Here is a 23,974-nt window from a genome sequence, read left to right as displayed (position 1 = left end):
CGCAGCGCCCAGGGCAAAACTATAACGTTCGCGCGGCCGAAGCCTTGCGATTGGTTACGCGAAATAGCAGATCGGGTGAGTGAAGTCCAGACGGCACACGTGCGAGTAGGCGGAAAAATACCGCCCATGATTACACGGCGCTAGGAGCGCGCCGTCTCGGGCTTGGTTTCGTCCAATGCGGCGATCGCCTCCTTCAGCGCTGCCATCACGCGGGACCGGTCGGCAGGCTCGAGCCGCGCCATATCCAGATGCAGGTCGAGACCGGCCAAATGCTCGCTTAGAACTCGGCTCTTGTGATCGGCGCCGAGCATCAGCCCGTCCACGGCGTAGGGTACGATCTCCCGCTGGATCCCCTTCATGGTGATCGGCGGCAGGGGATGGGCATCGACGATATCCTTCACCAGCGCATAGGTTTCGTAGCTGATGACGATCTCCCCGCCCTGGGCGATCGATTGCAGGCGCGCAGCCAGATTCGCTTCGGCGCCGATGATCGTATAGTCCATGCGGTCGTTGCTGCCGAAATTGCCGACATTGCAGTAGCCGCTGTTGATCCCCATGCGCACCACGAAGGGTTCTTCCGTGCCGTTTCTGCGCCACCTGTCCTTCAGTTCGCCGAGCCTGCGCTGCATATCGACTGCCATGCGCAGGCAAGCCTTGGCATCTTCTTCCGGCCCCCTGGTTTCGGGATCGCCGAAGAAGACCAGCATCGCGTCGCCGATGAACTTGTCCACCGTGCCGCCGTGCTTCAGAGCGATCGTGGACATTTCTGTCAGATATTCGTTCAGCATCTCCGTCAGCGCTTCCGGCTGGAGGCGCTCGGTCGTCGCCGTGAAATCCTTGATGTCGGAGAAGAAGATCGTCAATCGCTTGCGCTCGGTGTGGACCACCACATCCTTCTGACCGCTGAAGATGCCCTTGTAGATCTGCGGCGACAGGTAACGGGAAATCTTCAGCGAAACGCTGGCGAGGAACTCATTTGCCGCCTCCAGGTCGCGGTTGGCGTTGTGGATGACGCGCGTCTGCTGGCGCTGCAGGACAATGAAGCTGATGCCGATAATGGCGACGAACAGGAAATAGCAAAGCAGATATTTGAAGGCGAGAATATTGCTCGCATAGGGCTGACGGATAATGACTTCCTGGATGCCGCGCACATCGCCCACCTTCCAGTCCTTCTTCGGGCTTTCGGGGTGGGTATTGTGACAGGCGACGCAGGCCTGGCCCATAATGACGGGTGTGATGAGCCGCAGCGTATCGGTAAATCCGATGCGTGTCAGATCGGTCAGCGTCTGGCTGGAATTGGCGCGCAGGGAGGTCAGCGACGCCTTCTCGAAATTATCGAGATCGTGAGGCGCACGATTCCTGAAAGGCAGATCGGAGAGGAAGCGATAGGTAATATTGGCCTGCTGCTCCTTGATAACGTCTCCGAGTTCCAGTGAAAGCGTCGCCGGCAGCGGAATCGCGCCCGGAATATTGGCGTAGTTGTGGGAGACGACGGTGCCGTTGACGTCGCCCGCCTGATGGGCGGCAAGCACCCGGCCGACGACATTCGCCGAATAATAGGAGCGGATGCTCGTGACGAGCGAGCTCATGTCCCGCGCCTGCCGGCGCAGAGCGCTTTCGGAGAGATCACTGATATCGAGCCAGACGGCAAGCGGCAGCCCGGCCAGCATCGCCAACACGACGACGACCAGCCAGTAGCCGCTTCTGCGCGCGTTGAAAGCCGGATCTTCGGCAATTCTTGCCGTGGTCTCTCCTTGCGGATCTGCCATGGCTCATCCCCTCGACAATGATAGATTTGTTAAATCCCCTGAGACACAAGAACATTTCGCCGCAGGCGCGGCAAGGCCGGTGCGTATAGGTCGGGCTAAAAGCGACGGCCAAATCTGGAAGTAATTCCACGCTGTGTTGCCGTTGCATCTCAGCGACAACCTGACCGATGCCGATAGCCGGATTCCGCTTTGTTGTTCAGCTTGTGAGTGAGCGAATGGCCTTTGGTGTCAAACAGGCGTAGCCTGCCTGTGGCGGGACGGCTCCTGGATCCGCCCGAGGGGAGGTCGGGAACGCATGACGCGATTGCAGCAGATCGGTGTGCTGATCGGCCTGATCATTGTGGCTGCGCTCACGATGTTCCGGGCAAGCGATCCACCGGTGCTGAAGCAGATCCGCGACGTTACCTTCGACGAGTATCAGCGCCTTGTGCCGCGCAGCTTCGAAGCGGTGCCGGTTCGAGTGGTTGATATCGACGAGGCTTCCCTGCGGGAGTTTGGTCAGTGGCCATGGCCGCGCGACAGGCTGGCCGCGCTGGTTGAGCGCCTCTCCGACATGGGAGCGGCGGCCATCGCCTTCGACGTCATCTTTGCCGAGCCCGACCGGATGTCCCCGCGCAATGTCATCCAGGAGGTGGAGGGCGTTGATCCATCGCTCGCCGCGCAACTGCCTGATAATGACGAGATCTTCGCCCAGTCGATCGAAGGAAAGCCTGTCGTTCTCGGCTTCGGGCTTTCCAATGAGGGCAACTACAAGCCACCGGTAAAAGCCGGCTTTGCCTTTACAGGTGAAAGTCCGCTGTCGGCGCCTCCGCATCTGAACGCTTCCACGCCGCTCCGGCCGAGGCTGGAAGCGAATGCCTTGGGGCTTGGCCATGTCAGTCTCAATCCGGGCAGCCCGTCATCGGTGGTCCGCGCGGTGCCGCTGTTCCTCAGCGATGGCGAACAGTTCTATCCCAATCTTGCGATCGAAGCTTTGAGGGTGGCGCAGGGTGCCTCGACCTATGTGCTGGCCGGCGCACCCGACCGGGCAGGGATCATCACCTCGGCGAAGATTGGCGATTTCGTCGTTCCGCTGACGGCTGCCGGAGAGATCTGGCTTTATGTGACGCCGAACCGGGCAGAGCGCTACGTCTCGGCTCGAAAAGTCCTTGCAACCGGCGGCGTGGCCTCCGATGTCGCTGCTCAGATCGAAGGAAGCATCATATTCGTCGGCACTTCTGCGGTCGGGCTGCAGGATATCCGCACCACCGCGCTCGGAGAAAACGTGCCGGGTGTTTCGCTACAGGCGCAGACTGTCGAGCAGATCCTTTCGGGCCGCTATCTGTCACGGCCGGACTGGGCCGACGGGCTGGAGATCCTCTCCATTGCCGTGCTCGGCTTCCTGCTCGTCATCATCACCACCTTCGTCAGTCCTGCCGTGGCGCTGGTTTGCGGCCTGGCGATTACCGCGATGGCGCTTGCTGCTTCGTGGTTTTCTTTTCTCTATGCCGGTCTGCTGTTTGATCCGCTGGCGCCTATTATCAGCGGTTCCATCACCCATTTTGCCGCGACGTCGTTCCGTATCCTCGTCATAGACAGGGAGCGGCGGGAAGTGCGGCGCGCCTTCGGCCATTACCTCTCGCCCTCGCTGCTCCACCGGATCGAGCATACGCCCGACGCGCTGAAGCTTGGTGGGGACGAGCGCGAGCTCACCATGATGTTCGTCGACGTGCGCAATTTCACGGAAATCAGTGAAAGGCTGACGCCGACCGCCGTCGTCCAGTTCCTGAATACGCTGCTTGATGCCCTGAGCCGTCACGTCGTGGGGAACGAGGGAACGCTCGATAAATTCATCGGCGATTCCATCATGGCGTTCTGGAATGCGCCGGTCGATGTTTCCGATCATGCAGCAAAAGCGCTGCGGGCAGCACTCGCCATGCGGGAGACGCTCGCCGAGCTCAATGCCCGTGATGCCTTCGGTTTCGGCAGCGCTGAGCAGGTGAGGATCGGCATCGGCATCCATACAGGCCTTGCCTGTGTCGGCAACATGGGCGCGAAGACACGTTTCAACTATTCGGCAGTCGGTGACGCCGTGAATGTCGCGGCGCGCCTCGAATCCTGCTGCAAGGACGTCGGCTTCGATATCCTGATCTCCGACAGCACGGCGCGGATGCAGAGCGGAGCGGCGCTGCTGGAGGCAGGAGCTGTTCCGCTCAAGGGAAAGAGCAGCCGAACGCAGATCTTTGCAGTGGTCGGCGATAAGAAGGTCGCTGCCTCCTCGGAATTCGGTGCCCTGCATCTCGTCCATGAGGACGTGATGAGCGCCTTGCGCGGGCGTTCGAGGAACAGCCGCAAGCTGATCGGTGCTGCAAAGCTCGCCGGGGTACAAGTCTTGCCCGGCCTCACAGAGTTCTACGAACGGATATCGGGCAGGAACGATCATTTCCGGGAGGATATCGGCCTGCCGGAAAAGCAGGCAGGGGAATAGTCAGTCAGCGATTGCGGTTCCCGCCGCCATTTCGGTCCCTGCCGCCATTTCCGCTCCAGCCACCATTTCCGCCCCAGCCGCGATTCCGCTCATGGTCATGATCCCGGTCTCTTCCAGCGCTCTTGTCGTCGCCGGCGGTCGGGTTTTCACCGCCGCTTCTTTCCTGCCTGCCCGGCCCGTCCTGATGGCTGCGGTCCTGATGGTTGTCTGCCCTTTCTGTACGGCTGGGCCTGTCGGGCGCGTCATGTCTATCTGCATGATCGGATCTATCGTGCCGGTCCGGCCTTCCATGATCGCCATGGCGATCGTTTCTGTCGTGCTTATCCTTCCAGCCATGCTTGTCGTGTTCGCCATGCCAGCCATGTTTCGGCCCATCATGGTGGGGTTTGTCGTGGTGGGGCTTGCCGTTATTCGGTTTTTCCGGCCGCTGCTTCGGTGGATCATCCTGCTTTTGTAGTTGCCGTGGGGGCGGCGGATCCGGATCCCGTGACAGCGGTGCTGGGCGAACCCGGTCCTTGCGCTCAGGGTCGACCGAGGCCATCCGGCAGCCGCCGAGCAGGCCAAGGCCGCCCGTCAGGCTCTGATTGCCGGAGAGGAAGGGGAGGGCGCGCTGGTTGCCCAATCTCTGCAGCACGGTGCGGTTGACGGGCTGGGTATCCGTCATGTTGCCGTTCGGCCGGGCAACGACGCAATCGCAACGTTGCTGCAGTTGCCGGCAGCCACCGGGGCCGCAAAAGGTGGCCGCGCCGTTCAGCAACACCACGGCTGTCGTGCCGTCGGGGCCGACATAGAAATCGAAGGCGGTGCCGCGTACACCGATCGTGCCGGCCGGGGTCTGGATCTGATAGGCGGAGGATTTCGAATTGCCGCTGACCCAGCGGAATGTGCCCTTGGCCGCCTTGATGGAGAGGCGTTTGACGGAATCGGTATCGTCGAAAACATATTTGTCGATGACGACAGACGAGCCCCAGCCGACGGCAAGCTTGGTACCGTCGCGGAATATGAACTGACCTAGCCCTGATTGCGAGGTGCGGATGCGCTCGTCGCGGTGGACCACGTCGTTGACGATGATCGGGCCACCCTGTCCGCTCACTTCGGTTCTGATGAGGGTTGCCTGGCCGACAGGTTCAGCGGCAAGCGTAGGCCATGCGCTTAACAGCGCGAAGCACAAGCCCGCGATCCCTATGCTACGCAAACCCAACATGTGACACCCCACATATCCGAATATTAGCATTTGCAGGCGGCCGCTTCTGCCTGCCCTGTTGGGTGAGAAAAGGGTTATGCCGCATTTGCGAAGGGAGGCAGCCGTAAACGGAGGCGGTGCACCTGTCGTCGTGTCAAAACAAAAGCTCTTTCACGTCGCAAAAGAACCGTTGTGCCGCAATTCGATTTGCGATTTGTATGGCCACGACGAAAATACCGTTGCCTGAAGGAGATGATGGCGGATGCGGAAATATTCGGTTTTTGCCGTAGCGCGGGAGGCTCTGCGCGGGCACAGGGGCTGGGAAAAGCAGTGGACCTCGCCGGAGCCGCGATCCGAATATGACGTCATCATCATCGGCGGCGGCGGCCACGGGCTGGGCGCGGCCTATTATCTCGCCAAGGAGCATGGCATCACCAACGTGGCGGTGCTGGAAAAGGGCTGGCTCGGTGGCGGCAATACCGGCCGCAACACCACCATCATCCGCTCCAACTATCTCTATGAAGAGAGCATGCACATTTACGAGCACTCGATGAAGCTCTGGGAAGGGCTGTCTCAGGAGCTCAACTACAATGTCATGTATTCGCCGCGTGGCGTGATGATGCTCTCACACAACGTGCACGACACGCAAAGCTTCAAGCGGCATATTCATGCCAACCGGCTTTACGGCATCGACAATGAGTGGCTGACGCCGGAGCAGGCCAAGGCCTATTGCCCGCCCCTCGATATTTCGGCGACCGCGCGCTATCCGATCAACGGTGCAGCCCTGCAGCGCCGCGGCGGTACGGCGCGTCACGATGCTGTTGCATGGGGTTATGCGCGTGCGGCGTCCGACCGTGGCGTCCACATCATCCAGAATTGCGAAGTCACCGGCGTCCGCCGCGGCGCTGATGGACGTGTGACCGGTGTCGAGACCAACAGGGGCTTCATCGGCGCAAAGAAGGTCGGCGTGTCTGCTGCCGGCCACACGACAACAATCATGCGGATGGCGGATGTGCGCGTGCCGCTGCAATCGAGCCCGCTGCAGGCGCTGGTGTCAGAGCCGCTGAAGCCGATCTTCCCCTGCGTCGTCATGTCGAACACGGTGCATGCCTATATCTCGCAATCCGACAAGGGCGAGCTCGTCATCGGCGCGGGCACGGACCAGTATAATTCCTACTCGCAGACCGGCGGCTTGCAGATCATCACGCATACACTCGATGCCATCTGCGAGCTCTTCCCGATGTTCCGCCGCGTGAAGATGATGCGCCAATGGGGCGGGATCGTCGACAATACGCCGGATCGTTCGGCCATCCAGTCGAAGACACCGGTTCCCGGACTTTACGTCAATTGCGGCTGGGGCACTGGCGGCTTCAAGGCGACACCAGGTTCGGCCAATCTCTTCGCGCACCTGATCGCCCGCGACGAGCCGCACAAGTTCAATGCTGGGCTGACGCTGGAGCGTTTCCGTTCCGGCCGGCTGATCGACGAGGCGGCCGCTGCCGCCGTCGCGCACTGACAGGAGGACGACATGCTGCTGATTTACTGCCCCTACTGTCAGGAAGAGCGCTCCGAGCTCGAGTTTCGTGGTGCCGGTGACGCCCATATCGTTCGGCCGGCCAATATAGCCTCAATCTCTGATGAGCAGTTCGAGGAATATTTCTTCCTGCGCGACAATCCGAAAGGCCTGATTTTCGAGCGCTGGCGGCACATGCACGGCTGCGGGCGCTTCTTCAACGCGGCGCGCGATACTATCAGCGACAAGTTCATCATGACCTACAGGGCCGGCGAACCCAGGCCCGACATCGGAACTGCGGCCGAGCCGCATGCGCCGGTCGAGACCTACGAAGCAGTTGAAGGAGAGGCCCAATGAGCGGCGCGAACCGTATTGTCGGCAAGGGCCGGCTGACGCCCGCCAGGACCGCGCGTTTCACCTTCGACGGCAAGAGCTATACGGCGCTCGAAGGCGATACTGTCGCCTCTGCCCTGATTGCCCATGGTGTGCATCTCGTCGGCCGTTCGTTCAAATATCATCGCCCGCGCGGCATTCTTTCGGCTGGCGCCGAGGAGCCGAACGCGCTGATCGATGTCGCGCGCGACAGCGCCCGCAAGCAACCGAATGTCAGGGCAACCGTGCAGGAAGTCTTCGACGGCATGATCGTGAAGTCGCAGAACCGCTGGCCGTCGCTTTCCTTCGATGTCGGCGCGGTCAATAACCTGTTCTCGCCTTTCTTTGCAGCGGGCTTCTACTACAAGACCTTCATGTGGCCGCGGGTTGCATGGAAGCGCGTGTACGAGCCGATGATCCGCCGTGCTGCCGGCCTTGGCGTCGCTCCGACCGAAGACGATCCTGACCATTATGCCAGCCGTTACGCCCATTGCGACGTGCTGGTCGCCGGCGCCGGCATTGCCGGTCTTTCTGCAGCACTGGCCGCCGCAGAGGCCGGCGCGAAAGTCATCCTCTGTGACGAGCAGGCGGAAGCAGGTGGCGCGCTGCGCTTCGACACCGGCGTTAAGGTGGACGGGCTCGACGGCTATGCCTGGGTCCAGCAGACCCTCGCGCGGCTGACGGGCATGGAGAATGTGCAGGTCCTGACCCGCACAACGGCCTTCGGCTACTACAACCACAATTTCATTGGCCTCGTCGAACGCGTCACCGATCATGTTGCCCGCCCCGCCCGCGATCTGCCGCGCGAACGGCTGTGGCAGGTCCGCGCCAGGCGCGTCATCCTGGCGACCGGTGCGATCGAGCGGCATATGGTGTTTCCGAATAACGACCGGCCGGGCATCATGCTCGCGTCGGCCGGGCGGATGTATCTCAATCATTATGGCGTTGCGGTCGGCCAGAAGGTCGGCATCTATACAGCCCATGATTCAGCCTACGAGGTGGCCTTCGACCTGAAGCGGGCGGGTGTTTCGATCGCCGCGATCGTCGATAGCAGGCAGGCGCCGGGAGCAGCAGTGTTGGCCGAAGCCCGCACGCTCGGCATCGATGTGCTGACCGGTCAGTCGGTCGTCAACACGTCGGGTGCGCTGCGTATCTCTTCGATGACGGTCGCGCGCAATGGCGGCGGTTCGCCGCGGAAGATCGCCGTCGACGCGCTGCTCGTCTGCGCTGGCTGGACGCCATCCGTGCACCTTTTCTCGCAGTCGCGGGGCAAGGTCGCCTTCGATGCCGAGACGCAGCGTTTCCTGCCTGGTACCTATGCGCAGGACTGCCTTTCCGTCGGCGCCTGCAACGGCACGGATGGCCTGCAGCAGACCGTCGAGGAATCGCTGGCCGCCGGCGAGTTGATGGCACGGGCCGTCGGCAGAGAAGCCGGCAGCAAGATCGGGATTTCCGTCGAGCAGGCTTTCGACTGGACGGGCGGCATGATCGGTGCTGCCGAAGGCGCCGGACCGGATACGAACGCCAAGGCCTTCATCGACTTCCAGCACGATGTCTGCGCCAAGGATATCCGCCTCGCGGTGCGCGAGGGCATGCATTCGATCGAGCATATCAAGCGCTTCACGACGAATGGCATGGCTTCCGATCAGGGCAAGCTTTCCAACATGCATGGCCTGGCGATTGCCGCCGAAACGCTCGGCAAGGATATTCCGCAGGTCGGTCTCACCACCTTCCGCGCGCCCTATACGCCGGTGACCTACGGTGCGCTGATCGCGCATTCGCGTGGTGCCTTGTTCGACCCCACGCGCAAGACGCCGCTACATGCTTGGGAAGAGGCCAGGGGCGCGGTTTTCGAGGATGTCGGCAACTGGAAGCGCGCGTGGTTTTATCCGCGCGCCGGCGAGACGATGCATCAGGCGGTTTCCCGCGAATGCCGCACGGCACGCGAGGTTGCGGGTATTTTCGATGCTTCGACGCTCGGCAAGATCGAGGTCGTCGGACCGGATGCGGCCGAATTCATGAACCTCATGTACACGAATGCCTGGGATACGCTAAAGCCTGGCAAATGCCGCTACGGGATCATGCTGCGCGAGGATGGCTTCGTCTATGACGACGGCGTCGTTGGCCGTCTGACGGAAGACCGTTTCCATGTGACGACCACAACCGGCGGGGCGCCGCGTGTGCTCCACCATATGGAAGATTATCTGCAGACGGAATTCCCGCATCTGAAGGTATGGCTGACATCGGTGACCGAGCAATGGGCCGTCATCGCCGTGCAGGGGCCGAAGGCCCGTGAGATCGTGGCGCCACTGGTCGAAGGGCTCGATATTTCCAACGAGGCTTTCCCGCACATGAGTGTTGCCGAGTGCAAGGTGGCGGGTGTTCCGGCGCGTCTCTTCCGCGTCTCCTTCACCGGTGAGACTGGCTTCGAAATCAATGTGCCTGCCGATTACGGCCAGTCGGTGCTGGAAGCGGTCTGGGCCAATGCCGAGCCGCTCGGCGCCTGTGTCTACGGCACCGAAACCATGCATGTGCTGCGCGCCGAAAAGGGCTACATCATCGTCGGCCAGGATACAGACGGCACAGTGACGCCCGACGATGCCGGGCTTTCCTGGGCTGTCTCAAAAAAGAAGGCGGATTTCGTCGGCATTCGCGGCCTGAAGCGGCCGGATCTTGTCAAGGAAGGCCGCAAGCAGCTCGTCGGTCTCGCGACAAAGGATGCGAAGCTGGTGCTCGAAGAGGGTGCGCAGATCGTCGCCAATCCGAACCAGCCCAAGCCGATGAAGATGCTCGGTCATGTGACCTCGGCCTACTGGTCTGAAAATTGCGGCCGCTCGATCGCCTTTGCGCTGGTTGAAGGCGGACGCAACATGGTGGGCGAAACACTCTATGTGCCCATGCCGGATCGGACCATCCCGGTCGAGGTGACGGATATGGTGTTCTTTGACAAGGAAGGAGGCCGTATCCATGGCTGAGGTCGCAATTCGCAAACCGGCTCTCTCCGGCCTCCTTGCCGGTTCGGCCACGGTGCGCCTGACGGTGGCGCCGGTGGCAAGCCGCCTTGCGCTGCGTGCGCCGGCTGAATCGGTACAGACGCTCTCTTCCGCACTGGGATTGGCCTTGCCCACGACGCCAAAGACCTCCGGTCGCTCGGAAGGGCTTTCGGCCCTCTGGCTCGGACCGGACGAATGGCTCGTTATCGAGGAAGCCGGGGCTGATCTGCCGGCACTTCTAAGCGGCGTCGGCGTTCTTCATTCGGCCGTCGATGTATCCCACCGCAACGTCGGTGTCATCGTTTCCGGACCGGGTGCGGAAGCGACCCTTTCTGCCGGTTGCCCGCAAGACCTCTCACTTGCGGTTTTTCCGGTGGGCGCCTGCTCGCGGACGATCTTCGGCAAGGCCGAGATCGTGCTCTTCCGCACCGAGGACGATACGTTCCGGGTGGAGTGCTGGCGGTCGTTTTCGGACTATGTTTTCGGGCTGCTGGCCGAAGGCGCCGAGGATGCGGGCCATTAAAGCCCGCAGAGAACCTTAGGCGTCTTCCGGACGATCCTTCGGGTCGAACTGGATAATGGTGATCCAGCGGGCGGTCAGCGCCGGCTTCTTCTCATTCTCGATTTCGATCGAGCTATCATAGCTGGTCATCAGCATACCTGCGCCGCGGAAGCGGGCGTCCGCGAGCACGAAGTGGCCGCGGATGCGAGTGCCGCTCTTGACCGGCGACATGAAGCGGATTTTGTCGAAGCCGTAGTTGATGCCCATGGTCTGCTCGCGCACTTTGGGCAAGCAGTTGTAGTTCATCGTCGACAGCAGCGAGAGTGTCAGGAAGCCATGAGCGATCGTCCCACCGAAGGGGCTTTCGGCTGCTGCGCGAACGGGATCGACGTGAATGAACTGATGGTCGCTGGTTGCGTCGGCAAAAGCGTCAATCATCTTCTGATCGACGAGAATCCAGTCAGACAATCCTGTTTCCGTGCCGACCAGCCCCCGGATATCCGAGAGCGAAATTTCCATCACCATGCATTCCTCGTAAAAAGCCGCAGCCGCAAGCCTTATCGTGCATTTATGACGATTGCGACAACGATTCACGCGGGTTGGTGGTGTAGATCAATTTTCCGCAAAAAAGGCGACGGAACGTGGCTCTACCGTCGCACGGGTACCGACTTTCCGCGTCTCGCCGGGCAGAAGCTGGCGCCAGGCTGCTTCGCCCACTGAGGGGAGGATAAACAGCTGACGTTGTTCCGAGCGATTGAACAGGACGGCGAGGCGGGTCTGCTTACGGGAGGAGCGATCGCCGGTCGCAAGCATCATGCCGAGAGTGGAGAGCGAGGGCGTTTCCCATTCGCCTGTTGTCATCGGTTCGCCGGAAAGCGAAATCCATTCCACATCGCCGTTGCCGGAAAAGAAGTTCAGGTCGGAGAAGACCGAGAAGCGTCGGCGAAGCGCGGCGACAAAGGCGGTATGGGCGACCAGGTCTTCGTCCAGCAGTTTCCAGTCAACCCACGTGATCTCGTTGTCCTGGCAATAGGCGTTGTTATTGCCATGTTGCGTGCGTCCGGCTTCGTCGCCGGCCGTCAGCATGATGCTGCCGCGGCTGGCAAAGAGCGTAGAGATGAGCGCCATGACATCAGCCTTGCGACGCTCCCGGATGACAGGATAGGCGGTCTCGCCTTCGACGCCATTGTTCCAGGAATGGTTCTCGTCGTGGCCGTCGCGATTGTTCTCGCCGTTCGCATCGTTGTGCTTGCCGCTGTATGAAACGAGGTCCATGAGGGTAAAGCCGTCATGGGCGGCGAGGAAGTTGACGCTGCGAGTCGCTGTCGCGCCATTGGCCGAGAAGATATTCGACGAGCCGGCCAGCACAGTTGCGAGCGAACCTGTTTTCCAGCCATCGCCGCGCCAGTAGCACCTGATGTCATCGCGGGCGCGGTCGTTCCATTCCTGGAAGGGTGCAGGGAAGTTGCCGAGCTGATAGCCGCCGGGGCCGATATCCCAGGGTTCGGCGATCATGATGCGGTCGGCGAGCAGATCGTCGGCGAGGAACGCAGCCAGCGTACCGTTCCGGTCGAAGCCGTTTGCCGTGCGGCCGAGAACGGGAGCCAGATCGAAACGGAAGCCATCGATGCCGGCATTGCGGACGAAATGGCGCAGACTGTCGATGATGAGCCGCTGGACGTAAGGATGGTCGCAGGCAATCGTATTACCGGTGCCGGTATCGTTGACGAGCACGGAGGGCCGATCGACAACATGGCGGTAGTAGCTGAGATTATCGATGCCGCGCAGCGACAGCGTTGTACCGTAGCGGTCGCTTTCGCCGGTATGGTTGAAGACGAGGTCGAGGATGACGGCGATGCCTTCGTCATGCAGCTTCGCCACCGTGTTGCTGAGCTCTGCGATGCCGCCGGGCACGATACGCGGATCGAGCGCCATGAAGGCGACCGGATTGTAGCCCCAGCCATTCGTCAGTCCGAGCGGCGGCAGATGGCGCTCGTCGATCCAGGCGGTGATCGGCATCAGTTCGACGGCATCGACGCCGATGCGTTTCAGGTGAGTAATGACCGAGGGGTGGGCAAGCGCGGCGACCGTGCCGCGCTCAGCTTCCGGCACATCCGGATGGAGGATGGTGAAGGGCTTGACCRCCACCTCGTAAATAAAGCCGCCCGGTTTGAAGAGCGGCTTTCGGATTTTGACGGGCGCGTCTTTGGTGACGACCGACTTCGGGATCAGGTGCTGCGTATCTTCGCCGAAGATTCCGAGGCGGGGGTCGTAGTGAAACGGCCCATCGACCGCCTTGGCATAGGGATCGATCAGCAGTTTGGAAGGGTCGAACCAAAGGCCGTTGTCCGGAGCGTAAATGCCGTCGGCGCGATAGCCATAGAGGGCACCTTCCTTCAATCCGTCGACGAAAAGCCGGAAGACATGGCCGCTGTCGCGGGCCATGGGGAGCCTTGCATATTCCTTGCCGTCGTCATCGAAGAGGCAGAGATCGATCTGCGCTGCATGATGCGACCAGACAGAAAATTCAACGCCGGTCTCGAAGACGATGGCACCGCCCTGCGCGGAACTGTTACCCCCCATGTGCCCCCCGGGATCAGGTGATCACGGTCGGCTCGTTGCGTCCCGTGCGCTCACGAATGTTGGCGATGCTTTCGGCGGCCGCGATCAGATCGGCGAGCGCTTCCTGCGTTTCGATATTGTGGCGAGTCGAATCCGGCTCGTATCGTTCGATATAGACGCGCAGGGTTGCGCCAGACGTGCCGGTGCCCGACAGGCGGAAGACGACGCGCGAGCCGCCTTCGAACAGGACGCGGACGCCCTGATGCTCGCTGACCGACTTGTCGACCGGATCGTGATAGGCGAAATCGTCAGCCTTCTCGACCTTCAGATCGCCAAACGTCTTGCCAGGCAGGGTGGAAAGCTGGTTGCGCAGATTGTCGACCAGGCCATTTGCGGCATCGCTATCGACGCCTTCGTAGTCATGACGGGAATAGTAGTTGCGGCCATAGGTCTGCCAGTGCTGGGTAACGATGTCCTGCACGCTTTCGCCGCGCACGGCCAGCACGTTCAGCCACAGCAGCACAGCCCAGAGGCCGTCCTTCTCGCGGACGTGGCTGGAGCCGGTGCCGGCGCTTTCTTCGCCGCAGATCGTCGCCATGCCGGCGTCGAGCAGGTTGCCGAAGAATTTCCAGCCGGTCGGAGTCTCGTAGAGGCCGATGCCCCGCTTCTCAGCCACGCGGTCGGCCGCGCCTGATGTCGGCATAGAGCGGGCAATACCAGCAAGACCGCCGGAATAGCCGGGCGCCAGGTTGGCGTTGGCGGCAAGGATTGCAAGGCTGTCGGAAGGGGTGACGAAAACGCCGCGGCCGATGATGAGGTTGCGGTCGCCGTCGCCGTCAGATGCAGCGCCGAAATCGGGCGCGTCCTCACCCATCATCTCGTCATAGAGTTCTTTCGCATGAACGAGGTTCGGGTCCGGATGATGGCCGCCGAAATCCGGCAGCGGCATGAAATTACGCACGGAGCCGGAGGGAGCGCCGAGGCGGTTCTCGAAGATTTCCTTGGCGTAGGGACCGGTCACGGCACTCATGGCGTCGAAGGCAATGCGGAAGCCAAGGCTGATCAGATTGCGGATCGCACCGAAATCGAAGAGCTCTTCCATCAGTGCGGCATAATCCTCGACCGGGTCGATGACCGAGAGGATGGTGCCGCCCGGCAGCTCTTCCTTGCCGATGCGGTCGATATTCACGTCGGCGAAATCGGCGATCTTGTAGCTTCCGATCACCTTGGAGCGCGCATAGATCGCGTCGGTGATCTTCTCAGGCGCCGGACCGCCATTGTTGACATTGTACTTGATGCCGAAGTCTTCGGTCGGGCCGCCGGGATTGTGGCTGGCCGAGAGAATGATGCCACCAAAGGCCTTGTACTTGCGGATGATGTGAGAGGCTGCGGGTGTCGAAAGAATGCCGCCCTTGCCCACCATGACCTTACCGAAGCCATTGGCGGCGGCCATCTTGATCGCCTTCTGGATGACTTCGCGATTGTAGTAGCGTCCGTCGCCGCCGATGACCAGGCACTTGCCCTGATAGCCTTCCAGCGAATCGAAGATCGACTGGATGAAATTCTCCGCATAGTTAGGCTGCTGGAAGACGGGAACCTTCTTGCGCAGACCTGAAGTGCCGGGTTTCTGGTCCTGATAGGCCGTGGTGGGAACAGACTTAATCATTTTAGCTCATGCCTTTCGAGACGAGGCTTGAATACAGGGCAACATAACGTTCGGCGCTCTTCTCCCAAGAGACATCCGACTTCATGCCCTGCTTTTGCAATTGGGTCCAGACTTTTTGATCCGCGTAAAGGTGCATGGCGCGGCGCAGTGCCTGTAGCATGCTTCCTTCGTTTACGGGTGCGAATTGTATGCCTGTGGCCACCTTTGCTGCAAGGGCGGCATGATTGGCATCGATCACGGTATCGTTGAGACCGCCGGTGCGCGCGACGATCGGCACACAGCCGTAGCGCAGGCCGTAAAGCTGTGTGAGACCGCATGGCTCAAAGCGGGAGGGGATGATGATCGCGTCGCAGCCGGCCTGCATCAGGTGCGACATCGGCTCGTTGTACCCGATGGAAACGCCGATGCGGCCGGGGTTGCGGTTGGCGGCGGCGAGCAGCGCGCCCTCCAGTGCCACCTCGCCGGAACCGAGCACGACGAGCTTGCCGCCGAGCGCGACGATCTCGTCGGCAGCGCTTGCGACGAGGTCCATGCCCTTCTGCCAGGTCAGGCGGCTGATGACGCAGAAGATCGGCGCGTTGTCGTGGTCGAGATGGAAGAATTCCTCGATCGATCTACGGTTCTCGATGCGGTTTTTCAGCGTCGTCGGGCCATAATGCGTGTGAACCACCGGATCGGTCGCCGGGTTCCAGATATCGGCGTCGATGCCGTTGACGATACCATGCAGCACGTCGCGGCGGCTGGCGATGACGCCTTCCAGGCCCATGCCGAATTCCGGGGTCAGGATTTCCTCCGCATAGGAGGGGCTGACGGTGGTGATGGCATGAGCAGTCTGCAGGCCACCCTTGAGGAAACCGACAGTGCCGTAATATTCGATGCTCTCAGTGGCAAAGGCATGGGGCGGCAGACGCAGGCCGGGGAGAATATCGGCGCCGAACTGGCCCTGGAAAGCGATGTTGTGGATCGTCAGAATGCTCGGCAGTTCGGGCGTCGGGTAATAGCGCATGTAGACAGGCACCATGGCGGCCTGCCAGTCATGGGCATGCACCAGATCCGGCCGCCAGCCGGGCAGCAGTCCGGCGGCGATCTCGGAGCCTGCCAGCGAAAGGGCGGCGAAGCGGCGCCAGTTGTCAGGGTGATCCTTGCCGGTCGTATCGAGATAGGGGCCGCCCGGGCGGTCATAGTAAGCCGGCGCGTCGAGCACAAGGATATCGAGACCCTGATGCTCCACCTCAAGCAATCTTGCCGGTTGGCCGAGCAGATCCGGGAACTCCAGCCGTACGACCGGATTCTGCAAAACCTTCATGACCGCGGGATAGCCGGGCATGAGGGTTTTTGTTTCAATGCCATAGGATTTGAGGGCTATTGGCAGGGCGCCTGCCACATCGGCAAGGCCCCCTGTCTTGATCAAAGGGAAGACTTCGGACGAAACCGAAAGAACTTTCATAAGTCAGATATCCAGCTTGTCGATCATCGGTTGCGTGATCAGGCAAATGCCGCTTTCGGTCCGTCTGAAACGCCGGGCGTCTAGTTCCGGATCCTCGCCGACGACAAGACCTTCCGGGATGACGACACCATGATCGATCACAACGTCTTTGAGCTGGGCGCGCCGACCGATCTTCACATTGGGCAGGATGACCGCCCCTTCCAGTTTGGAAAAGGAATTGGCCCGCACTCCAGTGAAGAGAAGGCTTCGGTTGAGGCTTGCGCCCGAGATGATGCAGTCGCCGGCAACGACAGACGACGTTGCCGAACCGCGGCGGTCTTCATCGTCATGAACGAATTTCGCCGGCGGAGTAATCTCGGCATAGGTCCAGATCGGCCAGGATTTGTCGTAGATATCAAGGGCCGGAACGATTGCCGTCAGGTCGATATTGGCCTGCCAATACGCATCGATCGTACCGACGTCGCGCCAGTAGGGCTCATGCTCGAAATCGGAGCGGACGCAGGACTTGGCGAAGCGGTGGGCGACCGCCTTACCGTGCTCGACGATATAGGGGATGATATCTTTGCCGAAGTCGCGGCTCGAAGTCGGATCAGCGGCATCGCGGCGGAGTGCATCGATCAGGAACTTCGTGCGGAAGACATAAATGCCCATGGAGGCGAGAGCGAAATCCGGCTTGTCCGGAATACCAGGCGGATCTGCCGGCTTTTCGATGAAGGCGAAGATCTCGTCCTTCTCATTAACATGCATGACACCGAAACCAACCGCATCCATGCGCGGTACTTCAAGGCAGCCGATGGTCACGTCCGCGCCGGTATCGACATGCTGCTGGAGCATGTATTCATAGTCCATCTTGTAGATATGGTCGCCAGCGAGGATGACCATGTATTCGACGCCGTAATCCTCGATGATGTCGATGTTCTGATAGACGGCATCGGCGGTRCCTTCATACCACTGCGTTTCGGAAACGCGCTGGGATGCGGGCAGAATGTCGAAGCTCTCGTTACGCTCGGGCCGGAAGAAGTTCCAACCGCGCTGCATGTGGCGGATCAGCGAATGTGCCTTGTACTGGGTAGCGACGCCGATACGGCGGATGCCGGAATTCAGAGCGTTCGACAGTGCGAAATCGATGATGCGTGCCTTGCCGCCGAAATAGACGGCGGGTTTTGCGCGTCGGTCAGTCAGTTCCTTGAGGCRGCTTCCCCTGCCGCCGGCGAGAACATAGGCCATTGCATCGCGGGCAAGTGGCTGAATGCGCTTTTCTACCATTTTCTCCTCCCACCAGTCACTAATTCTCGGGTTCAAGCATGATTGTCGCCAGCGGCGGCAGGGTTATCGAGCAGCTTATCTCGCCGCCGGCATCGACGGCTTGCACGCGCCCGCCATTGCCCTTGCCGCTGCCGCCATAAATGTCGGCATCGGTATTGAGGATTTCCCGCCAGCGCCCGGCAGAAGGCAGCCGGATCGAATAGTTCTCACGATAGACAGGCGTGAAGTTCGTGATGACGGCGACGGGCTTCTGGCCAGGCGCTTTGCGCAGCCAGGCGAAGACCGAGTTCTCGTAATCGTCGGCGATCAGCCATTCGAAGCCGTCGCCTTCGCAGTCACGCGCATGGAGTGCGGCCTTGCTGCGATAGGTGAAGTTGAGATCACGCACCAGGCGACGCATGCCTTCGTGCATGCGGTACTGGAGGAGGTTCCAGTCGAGCGACTTGTTCTCGCTCCATTCGGCCCACTGAGCGAATTCCTGTCCCATGAAGAGCAGCTTCTTGCCGGGATAGCCCCACATGAAGGCGTAGTAGGCGCGCAGATTGGCAAATTTCTGCCAATCGTCACCCGGCATCTTGGCGATCAGCGAACCCTTGCCGTGCACGACTTCGTCATGGGAGAGCGGCAGGACGAAATTTTCCGAATAAGCGTAGAGCAGCCCGAAGGTCAGTTCATTGTGGTGGTGCTTACGGTGCACCGGTTCGCGGCTCATGTAGCTCAACGTGTCGTGCATGAAGCCCATGTTCCACTTGAAGCCGAAGCCGAGGCCGCCTTCGTGGACCGGTTGGGAAACCTTCGGCCAGGAAGTCGACTCCTCGGCGATGGTCATGACGCCCGGATGCTCGCCATAGATGCGGGTGTTGAGGTTCTGCAGGAAGCGGACGGCTTCGAGGTTTTCGTTGCCGCCATACTCGTTCGGGATCCATTCGCCGTGCTTGCGCGAATAGTCGAGATAGAGCATCGACGCGACCGCATCGACGCGCAGGCCGTCGAGATGGAATTTCTCGGCCCAGTACAGCGCGTTGTTGACGAGGTAGGAGACGACCTCAGTGCGGCCAAAATTGTAGATTGCCGTGTTCCAGTCCGGGTGAAAACCCTTGCGTGGGTCTTCGTGTTCGTAAAGCGCGGTGCCGTCGAACCAGCCAAGGCCGTGTTCATCGGTCGGGAAATGCGCCGGCACCCAGTCGAGGATGACGCCGATGCCGACCTTGTGACAGCCGTTGACGAAACGGGCGAAGCCTTCCGGCTCGCCGAAGCGGGCAGTCGGGGCATAGAGGCCGGTCGTCTGGTAACCCCAGGAGGGGTCGTAGGGGTGCTCGGTGATCGGCAGGAACTCGATATGAGTGAAGCCCATATCGACGCAGTAGGGGATGAGGCTCGAGGCAAGCTCATCCCATGAAAGCATGGAGCCATCCTGGCGACGCTGCCAGGAGCCGGCGTGAACCTCATAGATGCTGATCGGCTGGCGGCGCATATCGCTTTCGCGCCAGTGTTTCAAATGCGGCTCGTCCTGCCATTCCTGCACAAGTTCGGCGGTCGTCACGGATGCCGTTTTGGGGCGAAGTTCGCTGCGGCGGGCAAACGGGTCAGCCTTCAATGGCAGCAGCACGCCGTCCTGGCCACGGATCTCGAATTTGTAGGGGACACCGAGCGGCACATCGGGGGCGAAGATTTCCCAGATGCCGCTGTCGGCACGCAAGCGCATGACGTGGCGTCGTCCGTCCCAATTGTTGAAATCGCCGACAACCGAGACGCGCTGCGCATTCGGTGCCCATACGGCAAAGTGGATGCCGGTCGCGCCTTCATGCTTGATGCGATGGGCGCCCATCTTGTCGAAGAGCCGCAGGTGCGAACCCTGCCGGGCGTAATAATCGTCCATCGGGCCGAGCACCGGGCCGAAGCTGTAAGGGTCGGTCACCGCCCATTCGGCGTCGGCGCGCCGGGCGCGATAGCGCACAGGCTGGAATTTGGTGATCGATACCTGGCCGCCGAAAATACCGTCTTGATGAAGCTGGTTGAGTTCGCCGATCGGCGTCCCATCCAGCGTCATTGCAGTGACGGCTTCTGCGCCGGGGACGAAACACCTGGTAATGAAGGCCTCGCCGGCCTGGTGTACGCCCAGGACGGCRAAGGGATCGGCATGCGAGCCGTTGAGAATTGCCGCAATTTCGCCCGCCGAAATTTCCCAGGGAAGCTTCACTTCAGGGGTGGCTTTCGGCGGCTTCATCAAGCTCTCCAGATCTCGTCGGCATATTGTCTGATCGTGCGGTCGGAGGAGAACCAGCCCATCCGCGCCGTATTGTTGATCGTCTTCTCATACCAGGAGGACTGGTTGGTCCAGATCTGGTCGACCTCGCGCTGAGCGGCCGCATAGGCATCGAAATCGCCGGCGACCATGAACCAGTCGTGGGAGTAGATACCGTCGATGAGGCCGGTATAGCGGTTGCGGTCGTCAGGAGAGAAGACGCCCGAGCTGATGGCGGCCAGCGCCTGTGCCAGCTCACGTGAGCCTTCGATGATCGCACGAGGATTATGGCCCTCGCTGCGGATCTTGGCGACTTCATCAGCCTGCAGGCCGAAGATGACGATATTGTCTTCGCCGACATTGTCGCGCATTTCGACATTGGCACCGTCGAGCGTGCCGATCGTCAGTGCGCCGTTCAGGCCGAACTTCATGTTGCCGGTGCCCGATGCTTCCATGCCGGCCGTCGAGATCTGCTCGGAGAGGTCGGCAGCCGGAACCATGATTTCGGCAAGCGAGACATTGTAGTTCGGCACGAAGACGACCTTCAGCAGGCCGCGGACCGATGGGTCGTTGTTGATGGTGCGGGCAACGTCGTTGATAAGCTTGATGATGAGCTTGGCGTTGTAGTAGCTCGGGGCAGCCTTGCCGGCGAAGAGCTTGACGCGCGGCACCCAATCCAGCTCGGGGTGCGAACGGATCTGATCGTAAAGTGCCACGGCTTCGACGATGTTCAGAAGTTGGCGCTTGTATTCGTGGATGCGCTTGATCTGAATGTCGAACATCGCCGACGGATCGAGCTTCACACCCATGCGGCTGGCGACGAGATTGGAGAGCGCCACCTTGTTCGCGCGCTTCACGGCAGCGAATTTCTGCTGGAAGCTCGGGTCGGTGGCGAATTTGTCAAGCGGGCGCAGCTTCTCGGCATCGTCGAGGAATTCATCGCCGATCGCTTCGCGCACCAGGCCCGTCAGGCCGGGATTGCACTGCTGCAACCAGCGGCGCGGCGTGATGCCGTTGGTCTTGTTGTTGATACGGTCGGGATAGAGCTTGTGCAGGTCTGCAAAGACCGTGACCTTCATCAGGTCCGTGTGCAGTGCCGACACGCCGTTGATCGAGTACGAGCCGACGAAGGCGAGATTGCCCATGCGCACGCGGCGGTCGCCGCTTTCATCGATCAGCGAGATCGAACGGATTTCCGTGTCGGAGAAATTACGGCTCTTGCGCGCTTCGATCAGTATCTTGGCGTTGATCGCATAGATGATCTGCATATGGCGCGGCAACAGGCGCTCGAAGAGCGGAACCGGCCAGCTTTCCAGCGCTTCGGGAAGAAGCGTGTGGTTGGTGTAAGAGAAGGTGCGGCGGGTGATATCCCAGGCCTGTTCGAAATCCAGGCCATGCACATCGCAAAGCAGGCGTGTGAGTTCGGCGACGGAAACGGCCGGGTGGGTGTCGTTGAGCTGGATCGCGACCTTGTCCGGCAGAGAGGTGAAGTCGTCATACTGCTGCAGGTGGCGGCGCAGGATGTCCTGCAGGGAAGCGGACGAGAAGAAATACTCCTGGCGCAGGCGCAGTTCCTGGCCGGCAGGCGTTGCGTCGGCCGGGTAGAGAACCCGCGTCAGGCTCTCGGCCCTGTTGCTCTCGCGTAGCGCACCGATATGGTCACCGGCGTTGAAGGCATCGAGCAGGATCGGATCGATCGGCTGAGCCGACCACAGGCGGAGCGTATTGACGCGCTTGCCGCGCCAGCCGACGACCGGCGTATCGAAGGCGGCGGCGATGACACGCTCGGCCGGCTTCCAGACGTAACGCGGTTGCTCGTCATGGCCGCTGATGACCTCGATCGAGCCGCCAAAGCCGATTTCGTAGGCGCTCTCGCGGCGTTCGAATTCCCAGGGATTGCCGTGGGCGAGCCAGTTTTCTGGCAGTTCGACCTGCCAGCCGTCTGCCATCTGCTGACGGAAGAGGCCGTGGACGTAGCGGATGCCATAGCCATAGGCGGGCACGTCGACGGTCGCCATCGATTCCATGAAGCAGGCAGCGAGGCGGCCGAGACCGCCGTTGCCGAGTGCGGCATCGGGCTCCAGCCCGGCGATGACGTTGATGTCGACACCGAGCGAAGCGAGCGCATCACTCACCTCTTCCATGAGGTTGAGGTTGGATACAGCATCGCGCATCAGGCGGCCGATCAGGAATTCGAGAGACATGTAATAGACGCGCTTGGCGCCGGTCTCATAAGCCTTGCGGGTGGATTCCATCCACTTGTCGATGATGCGGTCACGCACCACGAGAATGGTCGCCGTCAGCCAGTCGTGAGGCTTGGCGACCTTGGCGTCCTTGCCGATGCGGTAGGTCAGACGCTCGATGATTTCCTCAGCGAGGATTTCAGGCCGGGAACTGCGCGGAGCGGGTGCGGGGATGATCGGCTTCGAAACAGTATTCATTCTCAGGTCTCGCCAATTTTGATTTGGTTACAGTAAGATACGCCTGATTCAATCGATTTGTCATATATGCGGACAGGGCAGTTTATGCACCGTTACGAAGCACTTGCAACAAGGGAATTGGCCAAACGAAAAATTTGCGAAACCTTCATATTCACGAGGCCTAAGGGACTTGATTTCAATCGGTTTTCCCGATCTGATAGGCAGGACTGAGTTTAAACGAAAAGCCGCCCCGTTTGTTCCGGAGCGGCTTTTGTTTGCGCTGCAGTTGCGCTGATTACTGGGTCAGCAGAGTCTTGTCGGCGGCGGCACTTTGGCCGATCGCTTGGAAGGCGGAGGTCAGGTCGTTCATGCTTTCCGCCTGAAAGTAGTATGTCGGACCGCTAGCGCATTTGCTCAGTAAGCTCTGCCCCCGCGTCGGGGCCATGAATGCTATCGAATAAATCTTTATCCCGGCATTTTTTGCATTGGTGCATGTCGTTAAAGTATTCGTGTCGGACAGGTCCTTGTTGTTTTCACCATCCGTCATGAATACGATGTATTTGGTCAGACTGGTGTTGCCTGCGTTCGCTTGAATCTTGGATTCGGAGCCGCTGTCCGTCTTGTTAAGGTCGTTATAGGCTTGCAGCATCGGTGCCGCGGATTCGGTATTGCCGCCCGCTGACATCGTATTGATGACCTCTGTTCTTGTGCGGTTGGTACCCCAGCCGAACGTGTTCGAATCCTGAACGGCGCCGCTCCATGCAATTGCATTTGTGCGAACGTATTTCGCTTGTGGATCAGCTTTGTCCAACTGGTCGAGCAGCAGGTTGGCTGCTGTCTTCAAGGCGTCAATCTTCTTGACGTAGCAGGGGCTCTTTGTGCCGATCGACTGGCCGCTGGAATTGTACTGCTGGCAACTCTTGGTTGGAACAATCTGAGTACCTGTATTTGCCAGCATTGAGCCGGATTCGTCGAGGACCAGGGTCATTGAGACGGCGCTGCGCTGTTGGCTGATGCCGCTGGTCGTCTTGCTTGCCGCTGCGATGGTGCTGGTCTTGAAACCCAGGACATTCATGAAGGGCGTAAGACTTAGCGGATAGGAAGCATTGACGGAAATCCCGTAGCTTTTGCCGTTTGCGGAAGTGGTCGTCGTGATGGTTACACTGGTTGACGATTTGATCGCGCTGATCGTGGCTTCGTCGACATAATTCGCCATCTGCCCGGTGACGAAATCCTTCGCCAAAGCCTTTGCCTGATCATCGGTGGTGACCTTGCCGGAGGAAAGCGCGGTCGCTGTTGCAAGTGCTCCCGAGTCGGCTGCCTCCTGAAGCTGACGCTGCGAGGCTATGATATTCATGGTATCAATCGCGAAGCCGGCACTGCCTACAAGCACAGGCAGCAAGATAGCCGTCATAATGCCGAAATTGCCGCCGCGGTCGCGCCGCAGCCGATCGAGAAGCGAATGCAGGGTGTTCATCATGTCCACCGATTTCAAAAGAGCCTTAAGTAGGCGCAATTGATGGACCGGATGACTTTAATGGCCGCTAAAGCCAGTACCTAAAATTCTAG

At 60.5% G+C, this 23,974-nt stretch carries 15 protein-coding genes; 5 read left to right on the top strand and 10 right to left on the bottom strand.

The genetic code is table 11. The features are described 5' to 3' along the window. Positions 1-140: 140 nt before the first annotated feature. Positions 141-1,769, bottom strand: a complete 1,629-nt coding sequence (locus tag AC1D35_RS04455; RefSeq protein WP_113310341.1) for an adenylate/guanylate cyclase domain-containing protein — start codon at positions 1,767-1,769, stop codon at positions 141-143. A gap of 295 nt (positions 1,770-2,064) precedes the next feature. On the opposite strand from AC1D35_RS04455, the gene AC1D35_RS04450 reads away from it, so the two are divergent. After that, positions 2,065-4,236: a CHASE2 domain-containing protein gene (locus AC1D35_RS04450; protein ID WP_477938242.1), complete on the top strand. Its 2,172-nt coding sequence runs from the start codon at positions 2,065-2,067 to the stop codon at positions 4,234-4,236. Between the two features lie 4 nt (positions 4,237-4,240). Here the strand turns inward: AC1D35_RS04450 and AC1D35_RS04445 are convergent, their stop codons facing one another. Continuing rightward, positions 4,241-5,440 (bottom strand): FecR domain-containing protein, encoded by a 1,200-nt coding sequence (locus AC1D35_RS04445; protein ID WP_113310339.1) that lies wholly within the window; start codon positions 5,438-5,440, stop codon positions 4,241-4,243. 241 nt (positions 5,441-5,681) lie between these two features. Here AC1D35_RS04445 and AC1D35_RS04440 point away from each other — a divergent pair, with 241 nt between their 5' ends. The 4 genes from AC1D35_RS04440 to AC1D35_RS04425 are packed head-to-tail and all read left to right on the top strand — an operon-like array spanning position 5,682 to position 10,820. Beyond that, the gene (locus AC1D35_RS04440) at positions 5,682-6,935 is read left to right on the top strand and encodes a sarcosine oxidase subunit beta family protein (protein ID WP_113310338.1); all 1,254 of its coding nucleotides are present in this window, start codon (positions 5,682-5,684) and stop codon (positions 6,933-6,935) included. 12 nt (positions 6,936-6,947) lie between these two features. Beyond that, positions 6,948-7,289 carry a sarcosine oxidase subunit delta gene (locus tag AC1D35_RS04435; protein ID WP_113310337.1) on the top strand — a complete coding sequence of 114 codons (342 nt, stop codon included), beginning with the start codon at positions 6,948-6,950 and terminating at the stop codon, positions 7,287-7,289. Then, positions 7,286-10,279, top strand: coding sequence for a sarcosine oxidase subunit alpha (locus AC1D35_RS04430; RefSeq protein WP_113310336.1), 2,994 nt, complete (start codon positions 7,286-7,288; stop codon positions 10,277-10,279). Before AC1D35_RS04435 ends, AC1D35_RS04430 begins: the two co-directional genes overlap by 4 nt. Beyond that, entirely contained in the window at positions 10,272-10,820 is a 549-nt protein-coding gene (locus AC1D35_RS04425; RefSeq protein ID WP_113310335.1) for a sarcosine oxidase subunit gamma, read from the top strand. Before AC1D35_RS04430 ends, AC1D35_RS04425 begins: the two co-directional genes overlap by 8 nt. A 15-nt stretch (positions 10,821-10,835) precedes the next feature. Here the strand turns inward: AC1D35_RS04425 and AC1D35_RS04420 are convergent, their stop codons facing one another. The 8 genes from AC1D35_RS04420 to AC1D35_RS04385 form a co-directional block, all read right to left on the bottom strand. Further along, positions 10,836-11,324, bottom strand: a complete 489-nt coding sequence (locus AC1D35_RS04420; protein ID WP_113296032.1) for a MaoC family dehydratase — start codon at positions 11,322-11,324, stop codon at positions 10,836-10,838. An 87-nt stretch (positions 11,325-11,411) separates the two neighbouring features. After that, complete coding sequence (glgX, locus tag AC1D35_RS04415) at positions 11,412-13,382, bottom strand: glycogen debranching protein GlgX (protein WP_477938241.1); 1,971 nt, start codon at positions 13,380-13,382, stop codon at positions 11,412-11,414. A 13-nt stretch (positions 13,383-13,395) separates the two neighbouring features. Then, on the bottom strand, positions 13,396-15,027 hold the full coding sequence (locus AC1D35_RS04410; RefSeq protein ID WP_113310333.1) for an alpha-D-glucose phosphate-specific phosphoglucomutase: 1,632 nt from the start codon (positions 15,025-15,027) through the stop codon (positions 13,396-13,398). Between the two features lies 1 nt (position 15,028). Beyond that, complete coding sequence (gene glgA / locus AC1D35_RS04405; protein WP_113296035.1) at positions 15,029-16,474, bottom strand: glycogen synthase GlgA; 1,446 nt, start codon at positions 16,472-16,474, stop codon at positions 15,029-15,031. Positions 16,475-16,477: 3 nt separating this feature from the next. After that, complete coding sequence (gene glgC / locus AC1D35_RS04400; protein WP_477938240.1) at positions 16,478-17,740, bottom strand: glucose-1-phosphate adenylyltransferase; 1,263 nt, start codon at positions 17,738-17,740, stop codon at positions 16,478-16,480. Positions 17,741-17,759: 19 nt separating this feature from the next. Beyond that, the gene (gene glgB / locus AC1D35_RS04395) at positions 17,760-19,967 is read right to left on the bottom strand and encodes a 1,4-alpha-glucan branching protein GlgB (protein ID WP_113310332.1); all 2,208 of its coding nucleotides are present in this window, start codon (positions 19,965-19,967) and stop codon (positions 17,760-17,762) included. Continuing rightward, complete coding sequence (locus AC1D35_RS04390; protein ID WP_113310331.1) at positions 19,967-22,426, bottom strand: glycogen/starch/alpha-glucan phosphorylase; 2,460 nt, start codon at positions 22,424-22,426, stop codon at positions 19,967-19,969. Before AC1D35_RS04390 ends, glgB begins: the two co-directional genes overlap by 1 nt. 274 nt (positions 22,427-22,700) lie before the next feature. Next, complete coding sequence (locus AC1D35_RS04385; RefSeq protein ID WP_113310330.1) at positions 22,701-23,885, bottom strand: TadE/TadG family type IV pilus assembly protein; 1,185 nt, start codon at positions 23,883-23,885, stop codon at positions 22,701-22,703. Positions 23,886-23,974 lie beyond the last annotated feature (89 nt).

Source organism: Rhizobium sp. P1_E6, assembly GCF_056405875.1.
Note: the sequence above shows the minus strand (reverse complement) of the source record. Positions and strands in the feature narration are given on the sequence as shown.